Genomic DNA, 18,403 nt, shown 5'->3' on the forward strand with positions numbered 1-18,403 from the left:
GGGGACCCTGTGGGAGAGTAGGACGCCGCCGAACAAATTTTGAAGAAAACCCCCGTACCGGGATTCCTGGTACGGGGGTTTTCTGCATTTCCGGGCTTTTCCGGATCGCTTAGGGTCGAGTCATGCGCTACGACCTGGTCATCTTCGACAACGACGGCGTCCTCGTGGACAGTGAGCCGATCTCCAACACGCTGCTGGCCGCGTATCTCACGGAGCTGGGGCATCCCACCTCGTACGAGGAGTCCCTGCGCGACTACATGGGCGCCGCCATGCACCGCGTACACGACCTGGTCGAGGAGCGGACCGGGCAGCGGCTGCCCGGGGACTTCGACGACGTCTTTCACGCGCGGGTGTTCGCCGCGTTCGAGCGGGAGTTGGAGTCCGTTGCCGGGGTCGTGCAGGTGCTGGAGAAGCTGACCGCGGACGGGGTGCCGTACTGCGTGGCCTCGTCGGGGAGTCATGAGCGGATCCGGGTGGGTCATCGCAAGACCGGGCTCGACCGGTGGTTCGACGACGCGCGCATCTTCAGTTCGCAGGACGTGGGGCGGGGGAAGCCGGCGCCGGATCTGTTCCTGCACGCGGCCGCGCGGATGGGCGTACCGCCTCGCAAGTGCGTGGTGGTCGAGGACAGTCCGCTCGGTGTGCGGGCGGCGAACGCGGCCGGGATGGATGTGCTCGGCTACACCGCCATGACGCCGGCCGACCGGCTGGCGGGTGCCACTCAACTGTTCGGCGACATGGGGCAGTTGGCTGACCTGCTGGTATGACGGCCACCACGGGGCGGGCCTGACAATTGTCACGGCCGTCACCGGACGATCGTTTCTACTGCCGCACCCGGTCCGACCGCCAAGCTGAGTACATCGAACGGGACGTGCACAGCGACGACGGAGGGACCCGATCATGAGCCTCACGATCACCGAGACCAGCACTGGAACGACTGCCCAGGCCACCACCACGGCCACCGAGACGTCCGCGTCCCGGCCCAGCTTCCTGCCGCTGATCCTGGACGTGGCGCTGCCCGTCGGGTCGTACTACCTGCTCAAGGACGGGCTCGGCATGAGCACCATGGCGGCGCTCGGCTGGAGCAGTGTGGTGCCGGCCGTGCGGACCGTGTGGAGTGCCGCGAAGGAGCGCAAGGTCAACGCCCTGGCGGGACTGATCCTCTTCGTCAACGTCGTCGGGCTGTTTCTCAGCCTGGTGGCCGGTGACCCGCGGCTGATGCTCGCCAAGGACAGCGGGGTGAGCAGCGCGATCGGCATCGGTGTCCTGGTGTCGATCAAGCTCGGAAAGCCGATGATGACGCAGGCGATGAAGCCGTTCCTCATCAAGGGCGACGCGGCCAGGAGCGCGGCGTGGGACCGGCTGGTCGCGCAGTCGCCGCGGTTCCGGGCGGCCGAGCGGAACTTCTCCCTGGTCTGGGGTGTGGCGCTGCTCGGTGAGTGCGTCCTGCGGGTGGTGGGCGCCTACACGCTGCCGATCGACACCATGGTCCTGCTCGGCACGGTCGTGATGATCGCCGCGATGGTGCTGGCCTTCCTGGTCAGCGGACGGTTCGGTGTCGTTCCGATGCAGAAGATGCTGGACCACGAGCTCGCCTCCCGGGTCGCGACCGAGAAGTGACAGTCCCTCCTCCGCAGAGCTGAACAGAATTCACCTTCTGCTTGATCTACCCACCGGTAAGCCGGGGCCCTACGCTCGCCGCCATGACAGATGTGCTGCGGCGCGGTAGGGCCTCTTTGGCGTTCGGTTTCTTCGCCCAAGGGGTCGCGTTCGCGCTGCTCGTGACGCGCATCCCGGCGATCCAGGACCGGTACGGGATATCCGACGCCCTGCTGCCCGCCTTCCTCGCCGCGGTGCCGGTACTCGCCGGGGTCGGCAGCGTGACCACCGAGCAGCTGGTGAAGCGGGTGCGGCCCAGCCGCGTACTGCGTTGGTCGCAGCCGGTCGTGCTGCTGTCCCTGCTCGGTGTCGGCGCCGGCGACAACCTGGTCGAAGTGGCGGTCGCGCTCGGCGCCTTCGGGCTGGCGGTGGGCGCACTCGACGCCTCCATGAACATGCTCGGGGTCAGCCTGCAGCGCACGTACGGGCGCAGCATCATGCTCAGCTTCCATGCGGTCTACAGCCTGGGCGGGATCCTGGGGGCGTCGCTGGCGTGGGCGGGGGCGCACTGGCATCTGTCGCTGTTCGTGTCGTATCTGCCGGTCGTGCTCGTGCTGTTGCCCGCGGCCTTCGTGGGGAGTCGGTGGTACGTCGACGGAGGTGCTGTCGATGCGCCGGCGGTGGGGGAGGGTGCCGACGCCAAGCCCCTCGTCTTCAAGCTGCTGCTGCCGCTCTGTCTGGTGATGGCCTTCGCTTACATCGGGGACTCGACGGTCTCCAACTGGAGCGCGAAGTACCTGCAGGACGTGCTGGGCAGTTCGGAACAGCTGGCGACCGTGCCGTACAACGTCTACATGGTCACCACCCTGCTGGGGCGGACGATGGGGGACTTCGGGGTACGGCGGTTCGGGGCCGTGGCCGTCGTACGGCTGGGGGCGGTGGTGGCCGCGCTCGGGTTCGCGGTGGTGGCCGTGGCGCCGGGGCCCTGGGTCGGGATGCTGGGGTTCACGCTGCTCGGCCTCGGGCTGTGTGTGATCGTGCCGCAGACCTTCGCGGCGGCGGGGCGGCTCTTCCCCGGTTCGTCCGACACGGCGATCGCGCGGCTGAACATCTTCAACTACGTGGGCTTCCTGGTCGGAGCGCCCTTGGTGGGGGCGCTGGGCGACGTCTGGAACTACCGGGGAGCCATGCTCGTACCCATGCTGCTGGTCCTGGTGACCTTGCGGTACGCCCGGTCGTTCGGTTCCGAACCGGACCGATACGGTGACGGGCATGAGCGGCCGCGCACAGCTGATGTGGGACGAGGCAGTAACGGGCTATGACTTCGGTCCGGAGCATCCGATGGATCCGGTCCGGCTGGCGCTGACCCGGAGACTGGTCGACGCCTTCGGGCTCGACCGGGAGGTCGACGTGGTGGCGGCGAAGCCGGCCGGGGAGTCGACGCTGCGGCTCGTGCACCGCGAGGACTACGTGGAGGCGGTGAAGGCCGCGTCCCTGGATCCTGCCTCGGCGGACACCTCGTACGGCATCGGGACCCTGGACGATCCCGCCTTCGCCGGGATGCACGAGGCGTCGGCGATGATCGCCGGGCAGTCGGTCGGGGCGGCCGAGGCGGTGTGGCGCGGGGAAGCGCTGCACGCGGTGAACTTCGCGGGCGGCCTGCACCACGCGATGCCGGGGGCCGCCTCGGGATTCTGCATCTACAACGACGCCTCGCTGGCGATCGCTCGCCTGCTGGAGCTGGGCGCCGACCGCGTCGCCTACGTGGATGTCGACGTGCACCACGGGGACGGGGTGCAGGCGGCCTTCTGGGAGGATCCGCGGGTTCTGACGATCTCGCTGCACGAGCATCCGCGGACGTTGTTCCCGCAGACCGGGTGGCCGGAGGAGACCGGGGCCGACAGCGCGGAGGGCTCGGCGGTGAATGTGGCGCTGCCCGCCGGGACGGGGGACGAGGGGTGGTTGCGGGCCTTCCACTCCGTGGTGCCGGAGCTCATCGCCGACTTCCGGCCGCAGGTGATCGTCACCCAGCACGGCGCCGACACCCACTTCGAGGACCCGCTGGCGCATCTCGCGGTGTCGCTCGACGCGCAGCGGGCCGTACAGGTGGCCTGTCACGAGCTGGCGCACGAGTACGCCGAGGGTCGGTGGATCGCGCTCGGCGGAGGCGGCTACGCGGTGGTGGACGTGGTGCCGCGGTCCTGGACGCATCTGGTGGCGATCGCGGCGGGGCGTCCGGTGGAGCCGGAGACGGTGATTCCGGAGAGCTGGCGGCAGGAAGTCTTCGCGCGGACACGGCAGTTGGCGCCGATGCGGATGACGGACGGGCGGTGGCCCGTGTCCTGGCGGGAGTGGGACGCCGGGTACGACCCCGCGGACCGGCTGGACCAGGCCGTACTCGCCACGCGCCGGGCGGTGTTCCCGCTGCGGGGGATGCTGGCTTAGCCCGAGCCCGAGCCCGAGCCCGAGCCCGAGCCCGAGCCCGAGCCCGAGCCCGCCATCGCGTCCAACCCCTGGCCGGCGTCCGGCGTCCGGCACCTGAAGCAGTGGGCGCCGATTACGCCAACTGTGGGGTGTTTTCAGCATTTTGGGCATACGGCGACACCGCATGCGTCAGCATCGCAGTCGTGTTGAGCACCGGCGCATTGCGTGCGCATCTGCTGGCCGCCCGGCTGGCCGGGCCCGTGGCCACCTCGCGCGAGGAGAGCCTGCGCAGCTACCGGCTCTTCGCGGCTCGCGACCCGCGCGTGATGATCGGTCTCGATCCCGAGTGGACGTGGCGGCAGCAGGACCTGATCGAGCTGATGGCCGACAAATGCGGGGTTTCGGCCGACCCATTGCACAGAACCGGCAATGATGTGATCGACCCTGAGCGAACGCTGGCGGCTCTCGACGCTTTCGCCGAGCGACTCGGGGATGCGGCAGGGCGCGGGATCCCGGTGCTCCTGGGCACCGGCCACCCGCACCGGCTGATCGGTTTCTACGCCGCCTTGGCGGACGCCCTGTCGGCGGCCGGATGTACCGTCCTCACCCCGGCGCAGGGTAGCTCTGTCGACATAACGACCCGGTTCGGTCTACGCACGTACAACCTCGACTACGTACAAGGCGTCGCGTTGGTGCGGGAACCCGGCGCGTGGGACCCCGGGCGTACGACCGGCGCACACACCCACTCACCACTGCCGGTTCGTCTCGCGCTGGCCGCCGCCGCGGAGGCCGGGGGACCGCTCCCCGAACTCGTCATCGGGGACCACGGCTGGGTCTGCGGAGCAGGTCAGCTGGGGTTCGAGGCCATGGGGCTGGCTGATACGGACGATCCCGCGCTCTTCGTCGGGGAGGCAGAGGGGCGCGTGTCCGTCGTCGTTCCACTTGATGACGCTGTGCGGTCTGATTACTACCGACCGCTTACTCGCTATGTACTCAATCGAGCGTGTCTGTCACAGTAGGCCGCCGATTGCAGCTCCTCTTCCCCACTCGCATCACACGCCCCTACTCTGGGGAGTGAGCACGCAACGACGAAGTGTCACCGGAAGGGGAAGCCGGTGGCCGTCGAGTGCGGAAGGTTCAGGTGTGTCATGGCTGCAGCTGGCGAGAGGCCTCTGAACGAGGTTCAGTTCCTGACCGTGGCGGAAGTCGCCTCGGTGATGCGAGTGTCGAAGATGACCGTGTACCGCTTGGTGCACAGCGGTCATCTGCCGGCGATCCGGGTGGGGAGGTCCTTCCGGGTGCCGGAGCAAGCGGTTCACGAGTACCTCCGCGAGAGTTACGTGGGGGTGGAGACCGCCTGACGGCATACCGCGGGATCCCCGGGAGGCCCTCAGGGCCCCTTGGGGATCCCCCGGTTCACCTCGATTACGACCTCAGCCCTCGGGCGGGTAGGCTGGCCCCTCATAGGTCGTGTGGGCCCATGCAGCCCAGCACCGAGTAAAGAGAAGTGAGCGAGGGTAGTCGTGGGCTCTGTTATCAAGAAGCGGCGCAAGCGGATGGCGAAGAAGAAGCACCGCAAGCTGCTCAAGCGCACTCGCGTTCAGCGTCGCAACAAGAAGTAAGGCCGCGCCCCGCACTCGCGGGGCCCGCCCTTGCGCTTGCGCGACCGCTGCAACAGCGCGCTCTGTGGCCTCCCACCGTCAGGTGGGGGGCCACAGCCGTATCCGGCCGAGGGCAGTCGGTCTCCGCCGGCAGCGAGCGGACCCGCTCTGGTCCGGATCCGGCCAACGGCCTCGTGGACGTACGCCTGCGCGGCACATGGCGTGGTCTGATCGTACGTACCAGGGCGTCGTCACTTCGTGCATCGAGCGGTCATCACAGCGCAACATCGACCCGCTAGGTTGGCGGCAGACGGGGAACCCGGCAGGGTACGAGCAGCGGTACGCGGAGTTGTACGAGGCGGAAGGAAGGCGCTGATCTTGGGGAAGGTCGTGCTCGTGACCGGAGTGGCCCGTCAGCTGGGGGGCCGGTTCGTACGACGGATCCAGCGTGACCCGCAAGTGGACCGGGTGATCGCCGTCGACGCGGTCCCGCCCGAGCACCACCTGGGCGGCGCCGAGTTCATCCAGGCCGACATACGGCAGCCCGCCATCGCGCGCGTGCTGGCCGAGTACTCCGTCGACACGGTCGTCCACATGGACGTGACGGGCACCCCGCTGGGCAGCGGCAGCCGGACCACGGTCAAGGAGACCAACGTCATCGGCACCATGCAGCTCCTCGGTGCCTGCCAGAAGTCCCCCACGGTCAAGCGCCTTGCGGTGAAGTCCAGTACGAACGTGTACGGGTCCGCGCCGCGCGATCCGGCCGTCTTCACCGAGACGACCGGACCCAAGTCGCTGCCCAGCGGCGGCTTCGCCAAGGACACGGTGGAGGTCGAGGGGTATGTCCGCGGCTTCGCCCGCCGCAGGCCCGATGTCGCCGTGTGCGTACTGCGGTTCGCGAACATCCTGGGGCCGAGCGCGGACTCGCCGCTCGCCTCGTACTTCTCGCTGCCCGTGCTGCCGACCGTGCTCGGCTACGACCCGCGGCTGCAGTTCGTGCACGAGGACGACGTGATCGAGGTGCTCCGGCTGGCCTCGCACGACCCCGAGCGCGGGACACTCAACAGCGGCACGTTCAACATCGCCGGGGACGGCGTCCTGCTGCTGTCGCAGTGCGCGCGGCGGCTCGGCCGGCCGACGGTGCCGCTGCTGATGCCCGCGGTCACCTGGGTGGGTACGGCGATGCGTACGCTGGGCATGACGGATTTCTCGCCGGAGCAGCTGCGGCTGCTGACGCACGGACGGGTCGTGGCGACGATCCAGATGCGCGAGACGCTGGGTTACCAGCCGAAGTACACGACAGCGGAGACCTTCGCGGACTTCGCACGAAGCCGGGGGCCCGGACTCCTGCCTCCGGAGGCCCTTGCAGGGGCCGTCGACCGGATCGCCGCACTGCCTGCCCTGGGCGGCGGCCACTCCCCGACGCAGAGCGCCAACTGAGGAGCGCATCAACAATGGCGGATGCCAAGGTCATTCCGTTCGACGACGACCGGTCGCGCACGGGCGCCGCGCAGCGCCCGCCGCGCCGCCGGAGCGCGGGGAGCAGGCGCAACGGCGAGCCTGCGGTGGTACGTGAGGTACAGCCCCTGCCCGGCCGAGCGCCCGCGCTGGATGATGTTCCCGTGAAGCACGAGAACCCGGAGACACCTGAGCCCGCGCAGGGCAGCGGTCTGGAGCGCCGGATCGCCGGCGGCCTGGCCTTCCTGCGCCGTCGGCTGACCGGGGACTACGAGGTCGACGACTTCGGCTACGACGCCGAACTCACCGACCAGGTCCTGATGTCCCTGATCCGCCCGGTCTACGAGAAGTACTTCCGGGTCGAGGTGAAGGGCATCGAGAACATCCCCGCCGAGGGCGGCGCGCTGATCGTCTCCAACCACTCCGGGACGCTGCCGCTGGACGGCCTGATGATGCAGGTCGCCGTCCACGACAACCACCCCGCCGGCCGGCACCTCCGGCTGCTCGCGGCGGACCTGGTCTTCATGCTGCCGGTGGTCAACGAGCTGGCACGTAAGGCCGGTCACACCCTCGCCTGCGCCGAGGACGCCGAACGGCTCCTGGGGCGCGGCGAACTGGTCGGCGTGATGCCGGAGGGATTCAAGGGCATCGGCAAGCCGTTCAGCGAGCGCTACAAGCTCCAGCGGTTCGGCCGTGGCGGCTTCGTGTCCACGGCGCTGCGGCAGGGCACCCCGATCATCCCGTGCTCGATCGTCGGCGCGGAGGAGATCTACCCGATGATCGGCAACGCGAAGACGCTCGCGCGGGTGCTGGGATTCCCGTACTTCCCGATCACGCCCACATTCCCCTGGCTGGGCCCGCTCGGGGCGGTTCCGCTGCCGACCAAGTGGACCATCCAGTTCGGTGAGCCGATCCGTACGGACGGCTATCCGCCGGAGGCGGCCGAGGATCCGATGCTGATGTTCAACCTGACCGACCAGGTCAGGGAGCAGATCCAGCACACCCTCTACAAGCTGCTGGTACAGCGGCGATCGGTGTTCTTCTGACGCTGTAGCGCCACTTTTGGATACGTCGGTGGGGGCGCCCCTTTTCACCAGGGCGCCCCCACCGACGCATCCGCAGCGCGCTACTTGCTGTCCTCGCCGTCGATGCCCAGTCCCGGGAGGAGTCCCGGGAGGAGCGGGGGCAGCGTGACGTCCGGTTCGGCGCTCGGGCTGCCCTTGCCGGCCGACGGGGACGAGCTGGTGTCGTCCTTCGGCGGGTCGAGGAGGCCACCCGTGTTGCCGCCGAGCAGGCCGTCGCGGTCACTGCCCGACGTGGACGGCTTGGGCTTGCCACTGGCGGAGTGCCGGCCGTCGGAGGAACCGTCGGGGGCGCTGGGCGCCGGGCGGTCCGTGCCGGACAAACCGGTCGAGGCCGCGCCGGAGCCCTGTCGGCCGGGGCCGCCCGTGGCCGGGGGCTGCGGAAGCAGCGAGCGCAGCGGCTCGACCTCTTCGTCTATGGCGTCGAAGACCGACGAGACCTGCTGACTGACGTCGCCGAGTTGGACGGGCAGCCGGTCGCGCAGCGCGCCCCAGGCCTCACGATGCGACTGGGAGAAGGCGGACAGGGCCTGGATGGGGCCGAGTGAACCGTCCCGTTCGTACGCCTCGTGCAGCAGGCGGTGGCCTTCCGTGGCGTCGTGCTGCATACCGGACAGCGCTCGGCGGATCTCGCCCAGGGACTCGTGGTCGAGATGGCCGGAGCGGTCGCGCTCCATCAGTCGGCGGGCCTCGTTCAGCCGCGTGGAGGCGTGGTCGAGGTAGATCTGGCCGCGGTCGCTCGCGCCCTCGGCCATGCCCAGCTTGATGTCCTCCATGCCGCGCTTGAGCCCGTAGAGCGAGTCACCCGGCAGGGCGTCGGAACTGGCAGCGGCGACGCCGCCGAAAGCTCCTGCGGCCACACCGACGGTGAGCCCGCCGGCGGCGAGCCCCTTGGAGAGCCGGGACCGTGGTCGCAACTTCCCCAGCCCGGTCGCCCGGTGCGCGCCCCGCCGACGGGTCCGCTGTTCGGGCACGGAAGGGTCCGCCGCCTCGCCTCCCGGGGCCCTGCCCTCCAGCAGCATGGCCTCCATCGCGGCCACGAGCTGGGCCCGCTGGACGACCTTGACCTCGGGGTCCATCGCCGGTTTGGGCAGCTCGCCGAGACCGGTCGCGAAGGCCAGCATGCGGCCTTGCTCGGTCTGATCCGCAGCAGCCGGGGGCGGTGCCGACCCGTTGGGCTGCTCGGCCGCCGTGCCCCGGTCGGACTGCTCCTCCAGGGCCTGGGCGAAGGCGTTCGCCCGCCGGTGCGCCGATACGTTTGCGATCACTGGCGGCACCTCCTCTCGTCATGACGGTCGACTCCCCAGGGGGTCCTGAGGGTTGCACGCCCTGGTGACAACCACACGATCGAGTGATCGGTGTCGGCCAGGGTGTGACCACAGGGAGCCTGTATCCCGCACAACGAGCGGCGTGGCACTTGGGTTACGGACGACGGATGATCGGACAGCGAAGTCAACGGACTTTTACGGAACGTGAGTTGATCGTCGCTGAGCGTGCTTGATCACTTTGGGCGGTACGGATGTCAGCGGGCGTCATCCGGGAGGAGTCGGGCCAGCGTCCGGACGGCCCGGTACTGGAGGGTCTTGATGGCGCCCTCGTTCTTGCCCATCACTCGGGCGGTCTCGGCGACCGAGAGCCCCTGAAGGAAGCGCAGGGTCACGCACTCCTGCTGCTGGGGATTGAGCCGCCGTACGGCGTCGAGCAGTGCGGCGTTCGACAGTGACTCCAGGACGGAGTCCTCGGGGGAGCGCTCGACCTCGTTGGCGTCGAGCATCTCGCCAGTGGTGACTTCCAGCCGGAAGCGGCTGGACTTGAAGTGGTCGGCGACCAGGTTGCGGGCGATCGTTACCAGCCACGCGCCGAAGTCGCGGCCCTGCCAGGTGAAGGTGCCGATGCGCCGGAGCGCCCGCAGAAAGGTCTCGCTCGTGAGGTCTTCCGCGGTCGCTTTGCCCCCGACGCGGTAATAGATGTAGCGGTACACGGTGTCGCTGTACTGGTCGTAGAGGCGTCCGAAGGCGTCGGCCTCGCCGGCCTGGGCACGTTCGACGAGGTCCATCATGCGGGCGCTGTCACTGTCCGCGGCCGGGCGGCGTGCGGTGGGCGTGGCGGCCGAGCGGCCTCGTCTGCCCACCGCCGCGCTGCCGTCGGCCAGTGCATAGCACGGACCTACGGGCGCGGCGGAGACAGCGAGGGCGGGGACGGCGTACGCGGTGGGGACGAAGCCGCGCAGGCGGTCGAGGACCGTCGCGCGCAGCGTAGCCAGGCCCGAGGCGTCAACCCCGACGTGTGGGTACACGGGACTCCCAGAGGCAGAGCTTCCATCACGTGCAGTACCGGACCGTTCACCCGTCGTAGCGACTGGTGGAGTCCGTCATGCGTTTGAGGAGAATAACGCTTCGTACAGGCAGTGCTACACCCAGTTGCTCAAATCATCGATTACGTCGCTTCTGTTACTGATCGACGCCTGATCAAGTACCAGATGGTGAACGGTTCTTGATCGAATTAGTTCGTGTTCCGTCTGGGTGCGGGGCGTGTTGTGGCCGTGTGCGGGCGTTGGGACTGGCGGGGGCGTTGTGGGGGTAGAACACCAGGATTGCCCACGTCCCGCCCCCACGCCGACCCCGGGAACGCACGTTCGCGCCACCTCAGCCGGGGCCACACCGCAACTCGATGACACCCGGCGCCGGGACTGACGTTGGGATGGGTCGGCGAGCCCGGCGCTAGCGGGGTGCCGCTGCGCCTGGGACCGCCGAGGCTGCCCGCAGCGCAAGACGGCGATGACGGCCCGCCCACGCCCGCACCCCCCACGCACCCGCAGTCGCCCACGCACCGAAGGGGCCGTGCCGGTACATCAAATGCCCGTCGCCATGCGCGAGAACACCCAACAGAGCGCCCCCAGAAGACAGCACAGCCGGTAGGGCGACGGGCGGATGTACCGGCACGGCCCCGACCCACCCCCGGCGCTAGGCGAACCACCCACCCACCACCGGACGGCGAACCACCCACCGCCGGACGGCGAACCACCCACCCAAGGTGAACCCCGCACAAGGCGCCCACGCCAGCAAAAGGCCCCCGCCAGCGAAGCGCTAGCGGCGCCGACGGCTGAGGGCGATTGCCGCGACCGTACCGCCGGCTACCGCCCCGACCCCGGCGGCCGCCGGGATGCCCACCTTCGCGGCCTTCCGCGCCGTGCGGTAGTCGCGCAACCGCCAGTCGAACGTCCGCGCGTGCTTGCGGAGCTTGGCGTCGGGGTTGATCGCGTAGGGGTGACCGACCAGCGAGAGCATGGGGATGTCGTTGTGCGAGTCGCTGTACGCGGCGCAGCGCGAGAGGTCCAGCCCCTCCGCGTGGGCCAGGGCACGCACCGCCTCCGCCTTGGCGGGCCCGTGCAGCGGCTCGCCCACCAGCTTGCCGGTGTAGACGCCGTCGACGGACTCGGCGACCGTGCCCAGCGCCCCGGTCAGCCCCAGCCGGCGCGCGATCACCGTGGCGATCTCGACCGGCGCCGCCGTGACGAGCCATACCTTCTGGCCCGCGTCCAGGTGGGCCTGGGCGAGGGCGCGCGTACCGGGCCAGATCCGCTCGGCCATGTACTCGTCGTAGATCTCCTCGCCGATCGACATCAACTCGGCGACCCGGTGGCCCTTGACGATGGACAGCGCCGAGTCCCGGGCCTCCTGCATGTGCTCCGGGTCCTCGACCCCGGCCAGCCTGAACCACGCCTGCTGCCAGGCGAATTTGGCGAGGTCGCGGGTCTCGAAGAACTTCCGCTTGTACAGCCCGCGGCCGAAGTGGAACAGCGCGGCACCCTGCATCACGGTGTTGTCGAGGTCGAAGAACGCGGCGGCCTTGTCGTCGCCGAGCACGGGGAACACCGGCTCCACCGCGGCAGCGTCGGCCGCGGTCTCGTGCGTGAGGTCGGCGAGCCCCTCCAGTTCCTGGGAGGTTTTGCGCGCTGCCTCCGCCGAGGCCTCGCCTGCCAACACGCTTCGCGCCGTGGCGGAGCGCCTACGGGGAGTGAGCCATCCGAGAGCGGCCATGTCGTGAGCATAGCCAGTCTGTTCGGGTGTTCCGGAGCCGAGAGGATGCGGGGCTGTGAACTCTCCGCGACCGGCTCGTTAAAGAAGTGATCTGTCCGGCGCGCCGGACCTGGGCCGGGGCGGTTGAGTCCGTAGGGGCCGCCCGGGGACACCGTGGCCGCTGCGGGGCGAGAATGGCTGACATGAGCCCCATGTTCCGGCGCAGTGACCGCCGTACGGAGAGGACGGACATGAAGAAGGCACCGCGGGAGCGGCTTGTCACGCTGATCAGGAAGCCCGGCTGCCATCTGTGCGACGACGCGCAGGTGGTCGTGGAGAAGGTCTGCGGGGAGCTCGGAGTCCCGTGGGAGGGCCGGGACATCACGCAGGACGAGGAGCTTCACCGGGAGTACTGGGAGCAGATTCCGGTCGTGTTGGTGGACGGCGCCCAGCACACGTTCTGGCGGGTCAGCGAGGAGCGGCTCCGTAAGGCCCTCAGTTCCTAGGGGCGCTTGTCGAACCGTGGCCTGACCGGGTAGTCCAAGTGGTCCGGAAAGTCGCTTAGGATCGGGGGCGGTTCAGATCTCGGGGGCGGGATTCGTTGAGGAGAGTGTGCGGTTTTGCCCCCATCCAGTGAGGAACGAAGGTGCCCGTGTGCCGGTTCCATACGCATACGCCGGGGGCGCGTGACCCCGGTCACGTTGGCCGGGCAAATCGGACACCATCTTTGTGCACGCGTTCACAAAGACATAGCCTGCATTCGACGGGGCGGTCCTGGGACGTGTGACCGCCTGCAGCCCCGCTCTACCCGCAGGAGCACCGTGGCAACTGGCCGAACTCACCGACCGGCGACCCGCAGCCGAGGGATTCCCGAGGCCACCGTCGCCCGGCTTCCGCTGTACCTCCGAGCCCTCACCGGACTGTCGGAGCGCTCGGTACCCACGGTCTCCTCCGAGGAGCTCGCGGCCGCCGCGGGAGTCAACTCCGCGAAGCTGCGCAAGGACTTCTCCTACCTCGGCTCCTACGGGACGCGTGGGGTCGGCTACGACGTCGAGTATCTCGTGTACCAGATCTCCCGCGAGCTGGGGCTGACCCAGGACTGGCCGGTTGTGATCGTTGGTATCGGTAACCTCGGCGCCGCGCTGGCCAACTACGGCGGGTTCGCCTCCCGTGGCTTCCGCGTCGCCGCGCTGATCGACGCCGATCCGGCAATGGCCGGAAAGCCCGTCGCCGGGATCCCCGTCCAGCACACGGACGACCTGGAGAAGATCATCGACGAGAACGGCGTCTCGATCGGTGTGATCGCCACGCCCGCCGGTGCGGCCCAGCAGGTCTGCGAGCGGCTCGTCGCCGCCGGGGTCACCTCCATCCTCAACTTCGCGCCGACCGTCCTGTCCGTCCCGGACGGTGTCGACGTACGCAAGGTCGATCTCTCCATCGAGCTGCAGATCCTCGCCTTCCACGAGCAGCGCAAGGCCGGCGAGGAGGCCGCGGCCGAGGCCGAGGCCGCCGTGCCGGCCGCCACGGAGCCCGGAAAAGGACCTGACGGGGATGTCCCCGCCGTGATGCCGGCATGAGTCTTCTCGTCGTCGGGCTGAGCCACCGCAGCGCTCCGGTCAGTGTGCTGGAGCGGGCCACGCTGTCCGCGGACACGCAGAGCAAGCTGGTTCAGGACACCCTCGCCGCCGAGCCGGCCGCCGAGGCCGCGGTGCTCGCCACCTGCAACCGCATCGAGCTGTACGCGGATGTGGACAAGTTCCACGCGGGCGTCGCCGAGCTGTCCACGCTGCTCGCCCAGCACAGCGGGGTCGGGCTCGAGGAGCTCACTCCCTACCTGTACGTGCACTACGAGGACCGGGCCGTCCATCACCTCTTCTCGGTGGCCTGCGGTCTGGACTCGATGGTCGTGGGCGAGGGCCAGATCCTCGGTCAGATCAAGGACTCCCTCGCGACCGCCCAGGAACTGGAGACCGCGGGCCGGCTGCTGAACGAGCTGTTCCAGCAGGCGCTGCGGGTCGGCAAGCGGGCGCACTCCGAGACCGGCATCGACCGGGCCGGACAGTCCCTCGTCACCTTCGGCCTGGAGCAGCTGTCCTCCGGTGCCGCCGTCGAGGCCTGGGCCAGGGGCAAGCGGGCGCTGGTGATCGGCGCGGGCTCGATGTCCTCGCTGGCCGCGGCGACGCTCGCGCGCGCCGGGGTGGGCGAGATCGTCGTCGCCAACCGCACGCCGGACCGCGCCGAGCGGCTCGCGCAGATCCTGACGGACGGCGACGACACGGACGTGCTGGCCCGCGCGGTACCGATGGACTCGGTGCCGGTCGAGCTGACACGTGCCGACATCGCTGTTTCCTGCACCGGAGCGACCGGTCTCGTCCTCACGGCCGAGACGGTCTCCTCGGCGGTACGGGAGCGTACGGGCGAGCGCGCGGACCTCGGCCGTACGGCCGTGGACGCCGACTTCGGCCGTACGGTGACCGGCGCCGGCGGTCCGGATGCCTCCGGAGTCGTACGGGACGAGCTTCCGCCGACGAGTGTGGGTGCCGACGAGGGCTGTCCTCTCGATCTGTCCGCCGTGCAGGGAACCGCCGGGTTCTCGGTGCTGGGCGACGCGGCCGTGGCCGGTATGGCCGCGGCGGAGCTGGAACAGCACGCGGCCTGGGTCGACAAGGGCACGGAGCGTGCCGCGCAGCGCGAGGCCGGGGCGCTCGCGCCGGAGACGGCGGCCGAGCGGGCACAGGGCCTGGACGCCGACGGCCTCACCGGGGCCTCGTCGTCGGCGGGCGCTCTCACCACCGCCCCGCAGGGCGGGCCGGCCGCGGGCGGCGCCGGAGTGCTCGACGCCGAACTCATCACCGCGCTCGCCGCCACCGCGGCCACCGTCGGACGGGTGCCCGAGCGGCGCCGGCCCGAGCCGGTGGTCGAGGTACCCCGGCCCGAGCCGGTCCTCGCCCTGCTCGACCTGGCGATGCCCCGTGACATCGACGCGGCCGTGCACCGGCTGCCCGGAGTGCGGCTCGTCGACATCGAGTCGCTCGCCGAGGCCTCGGCGGACGCCCCGATGGCCGCCGACGTGGACCAGGTGCGGCGCATCGTGGCCGACGAGGTGGCCGCCTTCGGCGCCGCCCAGCGGGCCGCGCACATCACGCCCACCGTCGTAGCGCTGCGGACCATGGCCGCCGACCTTGTCGCGAACGAGATCGCGCGACTGGACGGGCGGCTGCCGGACCTCGACGACAAGCAGCGCGGAGAGATCACCCAGACCGTGCGGCGCGTGGTCGACAAACTTCTGCACGCGCCGACCGTAAGGGTCAAGCAGCTGGCCGCCGAGCCCGGCGGTGCCGGGTACGCGGACGCGCTGCGGACCCTGTTCGACCTGGACCCCGAGACGGTCGCCTCCGTCTCGCGGGCCACCCAAGACATGAGCACCGAGAACGCCGAGAACCGAGGGCGAGCATGACTGAGCAGGCACTGAGGCTCGGGACCAGGCGCAGCAAACTCGCCATGGCCCAGTCCGGGCAGGTGGCGGACGCCGTGAGCCAGGTGACCGGACGGCCCGTCGAGCTCGTGGAGATCACGACCTACGGCGACACCTCCCGCGAGAACCTCGCACAGATCGGCGGCACCGGCGTCTTCGTGACCGCCCTGCGCGACGCGCTGGTGAGTGGGGATGTGGACTTCGCGGTGCACTCCCTCAAGGATCTGCCGACCGCGCAGCCCGACGACCTCGCGCTGGCCGCCGTGCCGCTGCGCGAGGACCCGCGGGACGTCCTCGTCGCCCGCGACGGGCTGACCTTCGCGCAGCTGCCGGACGGCGCCCGCGTCGGCACCGGTTCGCCGCGCCGCATGGCGCAGTTGAACGCGTACGCGCGCAGTCACGGGATGACGATCGAGACGGTCGCGATCCGTGGCAACGTCGACACCCGGATCGGGTACGTGCGGAAGGGCGAGCTCGACGCCGTCGTGCTCGCCGCCGCCGGACTGAAGCGCATCGGCCGCATCGACGAGGTGACTGACTTTTTGTCAGTCGACACTGTTTTGCCCGCCCCCGGCCAGGGGGCCCTCGCGATCGAGTGTGCCGCGGACAACGCGGACCTCATCGCCTCGCTCGCCGAGCTCGACGACCCGTTCACCCGGGCCGCCGTGACCGCCGAGCGGTCCCTGCTCGCCGCCCTGGAGGCCGGCTGCAGCGCACCCGTGGGTGCACTCGCCGACGTCCTGGCCGACGGGCAGACTGTCAAGGAGATGCGCCTGCGCGGCGTCGTCGGCACGACCGACGGCTCGACGCTGGTGCAGCTGTCCACCACCGGTCCCGTGCCCGAGACACATGACCAAGCAATGGCGCTCGGCCGTGAACTCGCTGCCGAGATGCTTGCCAAGGGCGCGGCCGGTCTGATGGGGGAGCGAGCACTTTGAGCCCCACCAATCTTCCCGCCGGTCCGGAACACGGGCACGTCACCTTCCTCGGTGCCGGACCCGGGGATCCGGGACTGCTGACCCTGCGCGCCGTGGAGGCGCTGGCGAACGCGGACGTCCTGGTCGCCGAGCACGAGGTGCTCGACGTGGTCCGCGCGCACGCCAGGCCCGGCGTCGCCGAGCTGAACACGGAGCCGACCACGGGATCCGCCGCGTCGCCTCCGGGCACGTCCGCGGATCCGTACACGGGCCCGGGCACGCCTCAGCTCACGGTTGTTGACGGTTCGTCAACAACCGCTGGGGCCCCCGCGTTGAGGGATGCGGCCAATCTTGTCATGCAGGCCGCACGGGGCGGCAAGCGGGTCGTGCGTGCGGTGTCCGGGGACCCCGGGCTCGACGCGTACGCCGCCGAGGAGATGCTGGCCTGCGCCGCCGCGGGTGTGCCCTTCGAGGTCGTGCCCGGTGTCGCCGCGGCGGTGGGTGTGCCCGCCTACGCCGGTGTGCCGCTGCGCGACGCGCAGGGCGCCGATGTGCGGTTCGTCGACGCGCGGACGGCTTCCGACCGGTGCTGGACCGAGGTCGGGGTGTCGGACGGCACCGTCGTGGTGTCGGCGACGCTCGACTCGGTGAGCGCGGCCGCGGGTGAGCTGGTCGCCGCCGGGCGCAAGCCCGATACGCCGCTGAGCGTGACGATCGCCGGTACGACGACCCGGCAGCGGACCTGGTCCGCGACGCTCGGGACCATCGCGCAGACGCTGAAGCAGGCGAAGGTGCTGCCGTCGCCGGAGGGCCACCGCCCGGTGATAGCCGTGGTCGGTGAGCGTTCCGCCGCCGCCCAGCGCGACCAGTTGTCGTGGTTCGAGTCCAAGCCGCTGTTCGGCTGGAAGGTGCTCGTGCCGCGGACCAAGGAGCAGGCGGCGTCGCTCTCCGACCAGCTGCGTTCGTACGGTGCCGTGCCGCACGAGGTGCCGACGATCGCCGTCGAGCCGCCGCGGACGCCGCAGCAGATGGAGCGGGCGGTCAAGGGTCTGGTGACCGGGCGGTACGAGTGGATCGCCTTCACCTCCGTGAACGCCGTACGGGCCGTGCGCGAGAAGTTCGAGGAGTACGGGCTCGACGCCCGTGCCTTCGCCGGGATCAAGGTCGCGGCGGTGGGCGAGCAGACGGCCAAGGCGCTGATCGCCTTCGGCGTGAAGCCGGATCTGGTGCCGAGCGGTGAGCAGTCCGCGGCCGGGCTGCTGGAGGACTGGCCGCCGTACGACCCGGTCTTCGACCCGATCGACCGGGTATTCCTGCCGCGCGCCGACATCGCCACCGAGACGTTGGTCGCCGGGCTCATCGAGCTCGGCTGGGAGGTCGACGACGTCACGGCCTACCGGACCGTGCGCGCCTCGCCGCCGCCGGCCGAGACGCGCGAGGCGATCAAGGGGGGCGGTTTCGACGCTGTGCTCTTCACCTCGTCCTCGACCGTGCGGAACCTGGTGGGTATCGCAGGTAAGCCGCACAACGTCACGGTGATCGCGTGTATCGGCCCGGCCACGGCCAAGACGGCCGAGGAGCACGGGCTGCGGGTCGACGTGATGGCGCCGGAGCCGTCCGTGCACAAGCTGGCGGAGGCGCTCGCGGACTTCGGTCTGCGGCGGCGGGCCGCGGCGCTGGAGGCGGGCGATCCGGTGACCCGGCCCAGCGAACGGCGACCGGGCTCGCGGCGGCGCCGTACGACCTGAGAGGGGGCGGCCCTGCGGTCGCCCCGCCCCGGACCCGCCTGTCGGTTCTGCAGTCCCCCCTCTCGGCCTCGTTCGAGTGG

The 18,403-nt window shown here is 70.2% G+C and carries 17 protein-coding genes; 14 read left to right on the plus strand and 3 right to left on the minus strand.

Annotated features, from left to right (window positions below):
• Positions 1–122: 122 nt before the first annotated feature.
• From ACFWM2_RS21325 to ACFWM2_RS21365, 9 genes are all read left to right on the plus strand, one after another.
• The gene (locus ACFWM2_RS21325) at positions 123–767 is read left to right on the plus strand and encodes an HAD family hydrolase (protein ID WP_383282016.1); all 645 of its coding nucleotides are present in this window, start codon (positions 123–125) and stop codon (positions 765–767) included.
• 133 nt (positions 768–900) lie between these two features.
• On the plus strand, positions 901–1,620 hold the full coding sequence (locus ACFWM2_RS21330; protein WP_383282019.1) for a VC0807 family protein: 720 nt from the start codon (positions 901–903) through the stop codon (positions 1,618–1,620).
• 83 nt (positions 1,621–1,703) lie between these two features.
• Complete coding sequence (locus tag ACFWM2_RS21335; RefSeq protein WP_383282021.1) at positions 1,704–2,921, plus strand: MFS transporter; 1,218 nt, start codon at positions 1,704–1,706, stop codon at positions 2,919–2,921.
• Positions 2,872–4,044, plus strand: a complete 1,173-nt coding sequence (locus tag ACFWM2_RS21340) for an acetoin utilization protein AcuC (protein WP_383282024.1) — start codon at positions 2,872–2,874, stop codon at positions 4,042–4,044. The genes ACFWM2_RS21335 and ACFWM2_RS21340 overlap by 50 nt, the downstream gene beginning before the upstream one ends.
• A 182-nt stretch (positions 4,045–4,226) precedes the next feature.
• Complete coding sequence (locus tag ACFWM2_RS21345; protein ID WP_383282027.1) at positions 4,227–5,042, plus strand: phosphatase; 816 nt, start codon at positions 4,227–4,229, stop codon at positions 5,040–5,042.
• Positions 5,043–5,171: 129 nt separating this feature from the next.
• Positions 5,172–5,384, plus strand: coding sequence for a helix-turn-helix domain-containing protein (locus ACFWM2_RS21350; RefSeq protein WP_004984898.1), 213 nt, complete (start codon positions 5,172–5,174; stop codon positions 5,382–5,384).
• Positions 5,385–5,546: 162 nt separating this feature from the next.
• Positions 5,547–5,645, plus strand: a complete 99-nt coding sequence (locus ACFWM2_RS21355) for a 30S ribosomal protein bS22 (RefSeq protein ID WP_003948845.1) — start codon at positions 5,547–5,549, stop codon at positions 5,643–5,645.
• A 357-nt stretch (positions 5,646–6,002) separates the two neighbouring features.
• Positions 6,003–7,064 (plus strand): NAD-dependent epimerase/dehydratase family protein, encoded by a 1,062-nt coding sequence (locus ACFWM2_RS21360; RefSeq protein ID WP_383282030.1) that lies wholly within the window; start codon positions 6,003–6,005, stop codon positions 7,062–7,064.
• Between the two features lie 14 nt (positions 7,065–7,078).
• Entirely contained in the window at positions 7,079–8,128 is a 1,050-nt protein-coding gene (locus ACFWM2_RS21365; protein ID WP_383282033.1) for a lysophospholipid acyltransferase family protein, read from the plus strand.
• Positions 8,129–8,208: 80 nt separating this feature from the next.
• Here the strand turns inward: ACFWM2_RS21365 and ACFWM2_RS21370 are convergent, their stop codons facing one another.
• The 3 genes from ACFWM2_RS21370 to ACFWM2_RS21380 form a co-directional block, all read right to left on the minus strand.
• Positions 8,209–9,432 (minus strand): DUF5667 domain-containing protein, encoded by a 1,224-nt coding sequence (locus ACFWM2_RS21370; RefSeq protein WP_383282036.1) that lies wholly within the window; start codon positions 9,430–9,432, stop codon positions 8,209–8,211.
• Between the two features lie 254 nt (positions 9,433–9,686).
• Positions 9,687–10,460, minus strand: a complete 774-nt coding sequence (locus tag ACFWM2_RS21375; RefSeq protein WP_121405342.1) for an ECF subfamily RNA polymerase sigma factor, BldN family — start codon at positions 10,458–10,460, stop codon at positions 9,687–9,689.
• Between the two features lie 790 nt (positions 10,461–11,250).
• The gene (locus ACFWM2_RS21380; RefSeq protein WP_383282039.1) at positions 11,251–12,204 is read right to left on the minus strand and encodes an HAD family hydrolase; all 954 of its coding nucleotides are present in this window, start codon (positions 12,202–12,204) and stop codon (positions 11,251–11,253) included.
• Between the two features lie 173 nt (positions 12,205–12,377).
• Between ACFWM2_RS21380 and ACFWM2_RS21385 the strand changes: the two genes are divergently transcribed.
• The 5 genes from ACFWM2_RS21385 (at position 12,378) to ACFWM2_RS21405 (ending at position 18,323) form a co-directional block, all read left to right on the plus strand.
• Positions 12,378–12,689: a glutaredoxin family protein gene (locus ACFWM2_RS21385; protein ID WP_383282041.1), complete on the plus strand. Its 312-nt coding sequence runs from the start codon at positions 12,378–12,380 to the stop codon at positions 12,687–12,689.
• Positions 12,690–13,004: 315 nt separating this feature from the next.
• Positions 13,005–13,760, plus strand: coding sequence for a redox-sensing transcriptional repressor Rex (locus tag ACFWM2_RS21390; protein WP_383282044.1), 756 nt, complete (start codon positions 13,005–13,007; stop codon positions 13,758–13,760).
• The gene (locus ACFWM2_RS21395) at positions 13,757–15,640 is read left to right on the plus strand and encodes a glutamyl-tRNA reductase (RefSeq protein ID WP_383282047.1); all 1,884 of its coding nucleotides are present in this window, start codon (positions 13,757–13,759) and stop codon (positions 15,638–15,640) included. The genes ACFWM2_RS21390 and ACFWM2_RS21395 overlap by 4 nt, the downstream gene beginning before the upstream one ends.
• Positions 15,637–16,596 carry a hydroxymethylbilane synthase gene (gene hemC / locus ACFWM2_RS21400; RefSeq protein ID WP_383282050.1) on the plus strand — a complete coding sequence of 320 codons (960 nt, stop codon included), beginning with the start codon at positions 15,637–15,639 and terminating at the stop codon, positions 16,594–16,596. The genes ACFWM2_RS21395 and hemC overlap by 4 nt, the downstream gene beginning before the upstream one ends.
• Complete coding sequence (locus ACFWM2_RS21405) at positions 16,593–18,323, plus strand: uroporphyrinogen-III synthase (protein WP_383282053.1); 1,731 nt, start codon at positions 16,593–16,595, stop codon at positions 18,321–18,323. Before hemC ends, ACFWM2_RS21405 begins: the two co-directional genes overlap by 4 nt.
• Positions 18,324–18,403: the final 80 nt, after the last annotated feature.

The sequence above is a fragment of the Streptomyces sp. NPDC058371 genome (genome assembly GCF_042723265.1).
GTDB lineage: Bacteria > Actinomycetota > Actinomycetes > Streptomycetales > Streptomycetaceae > Streptomyces.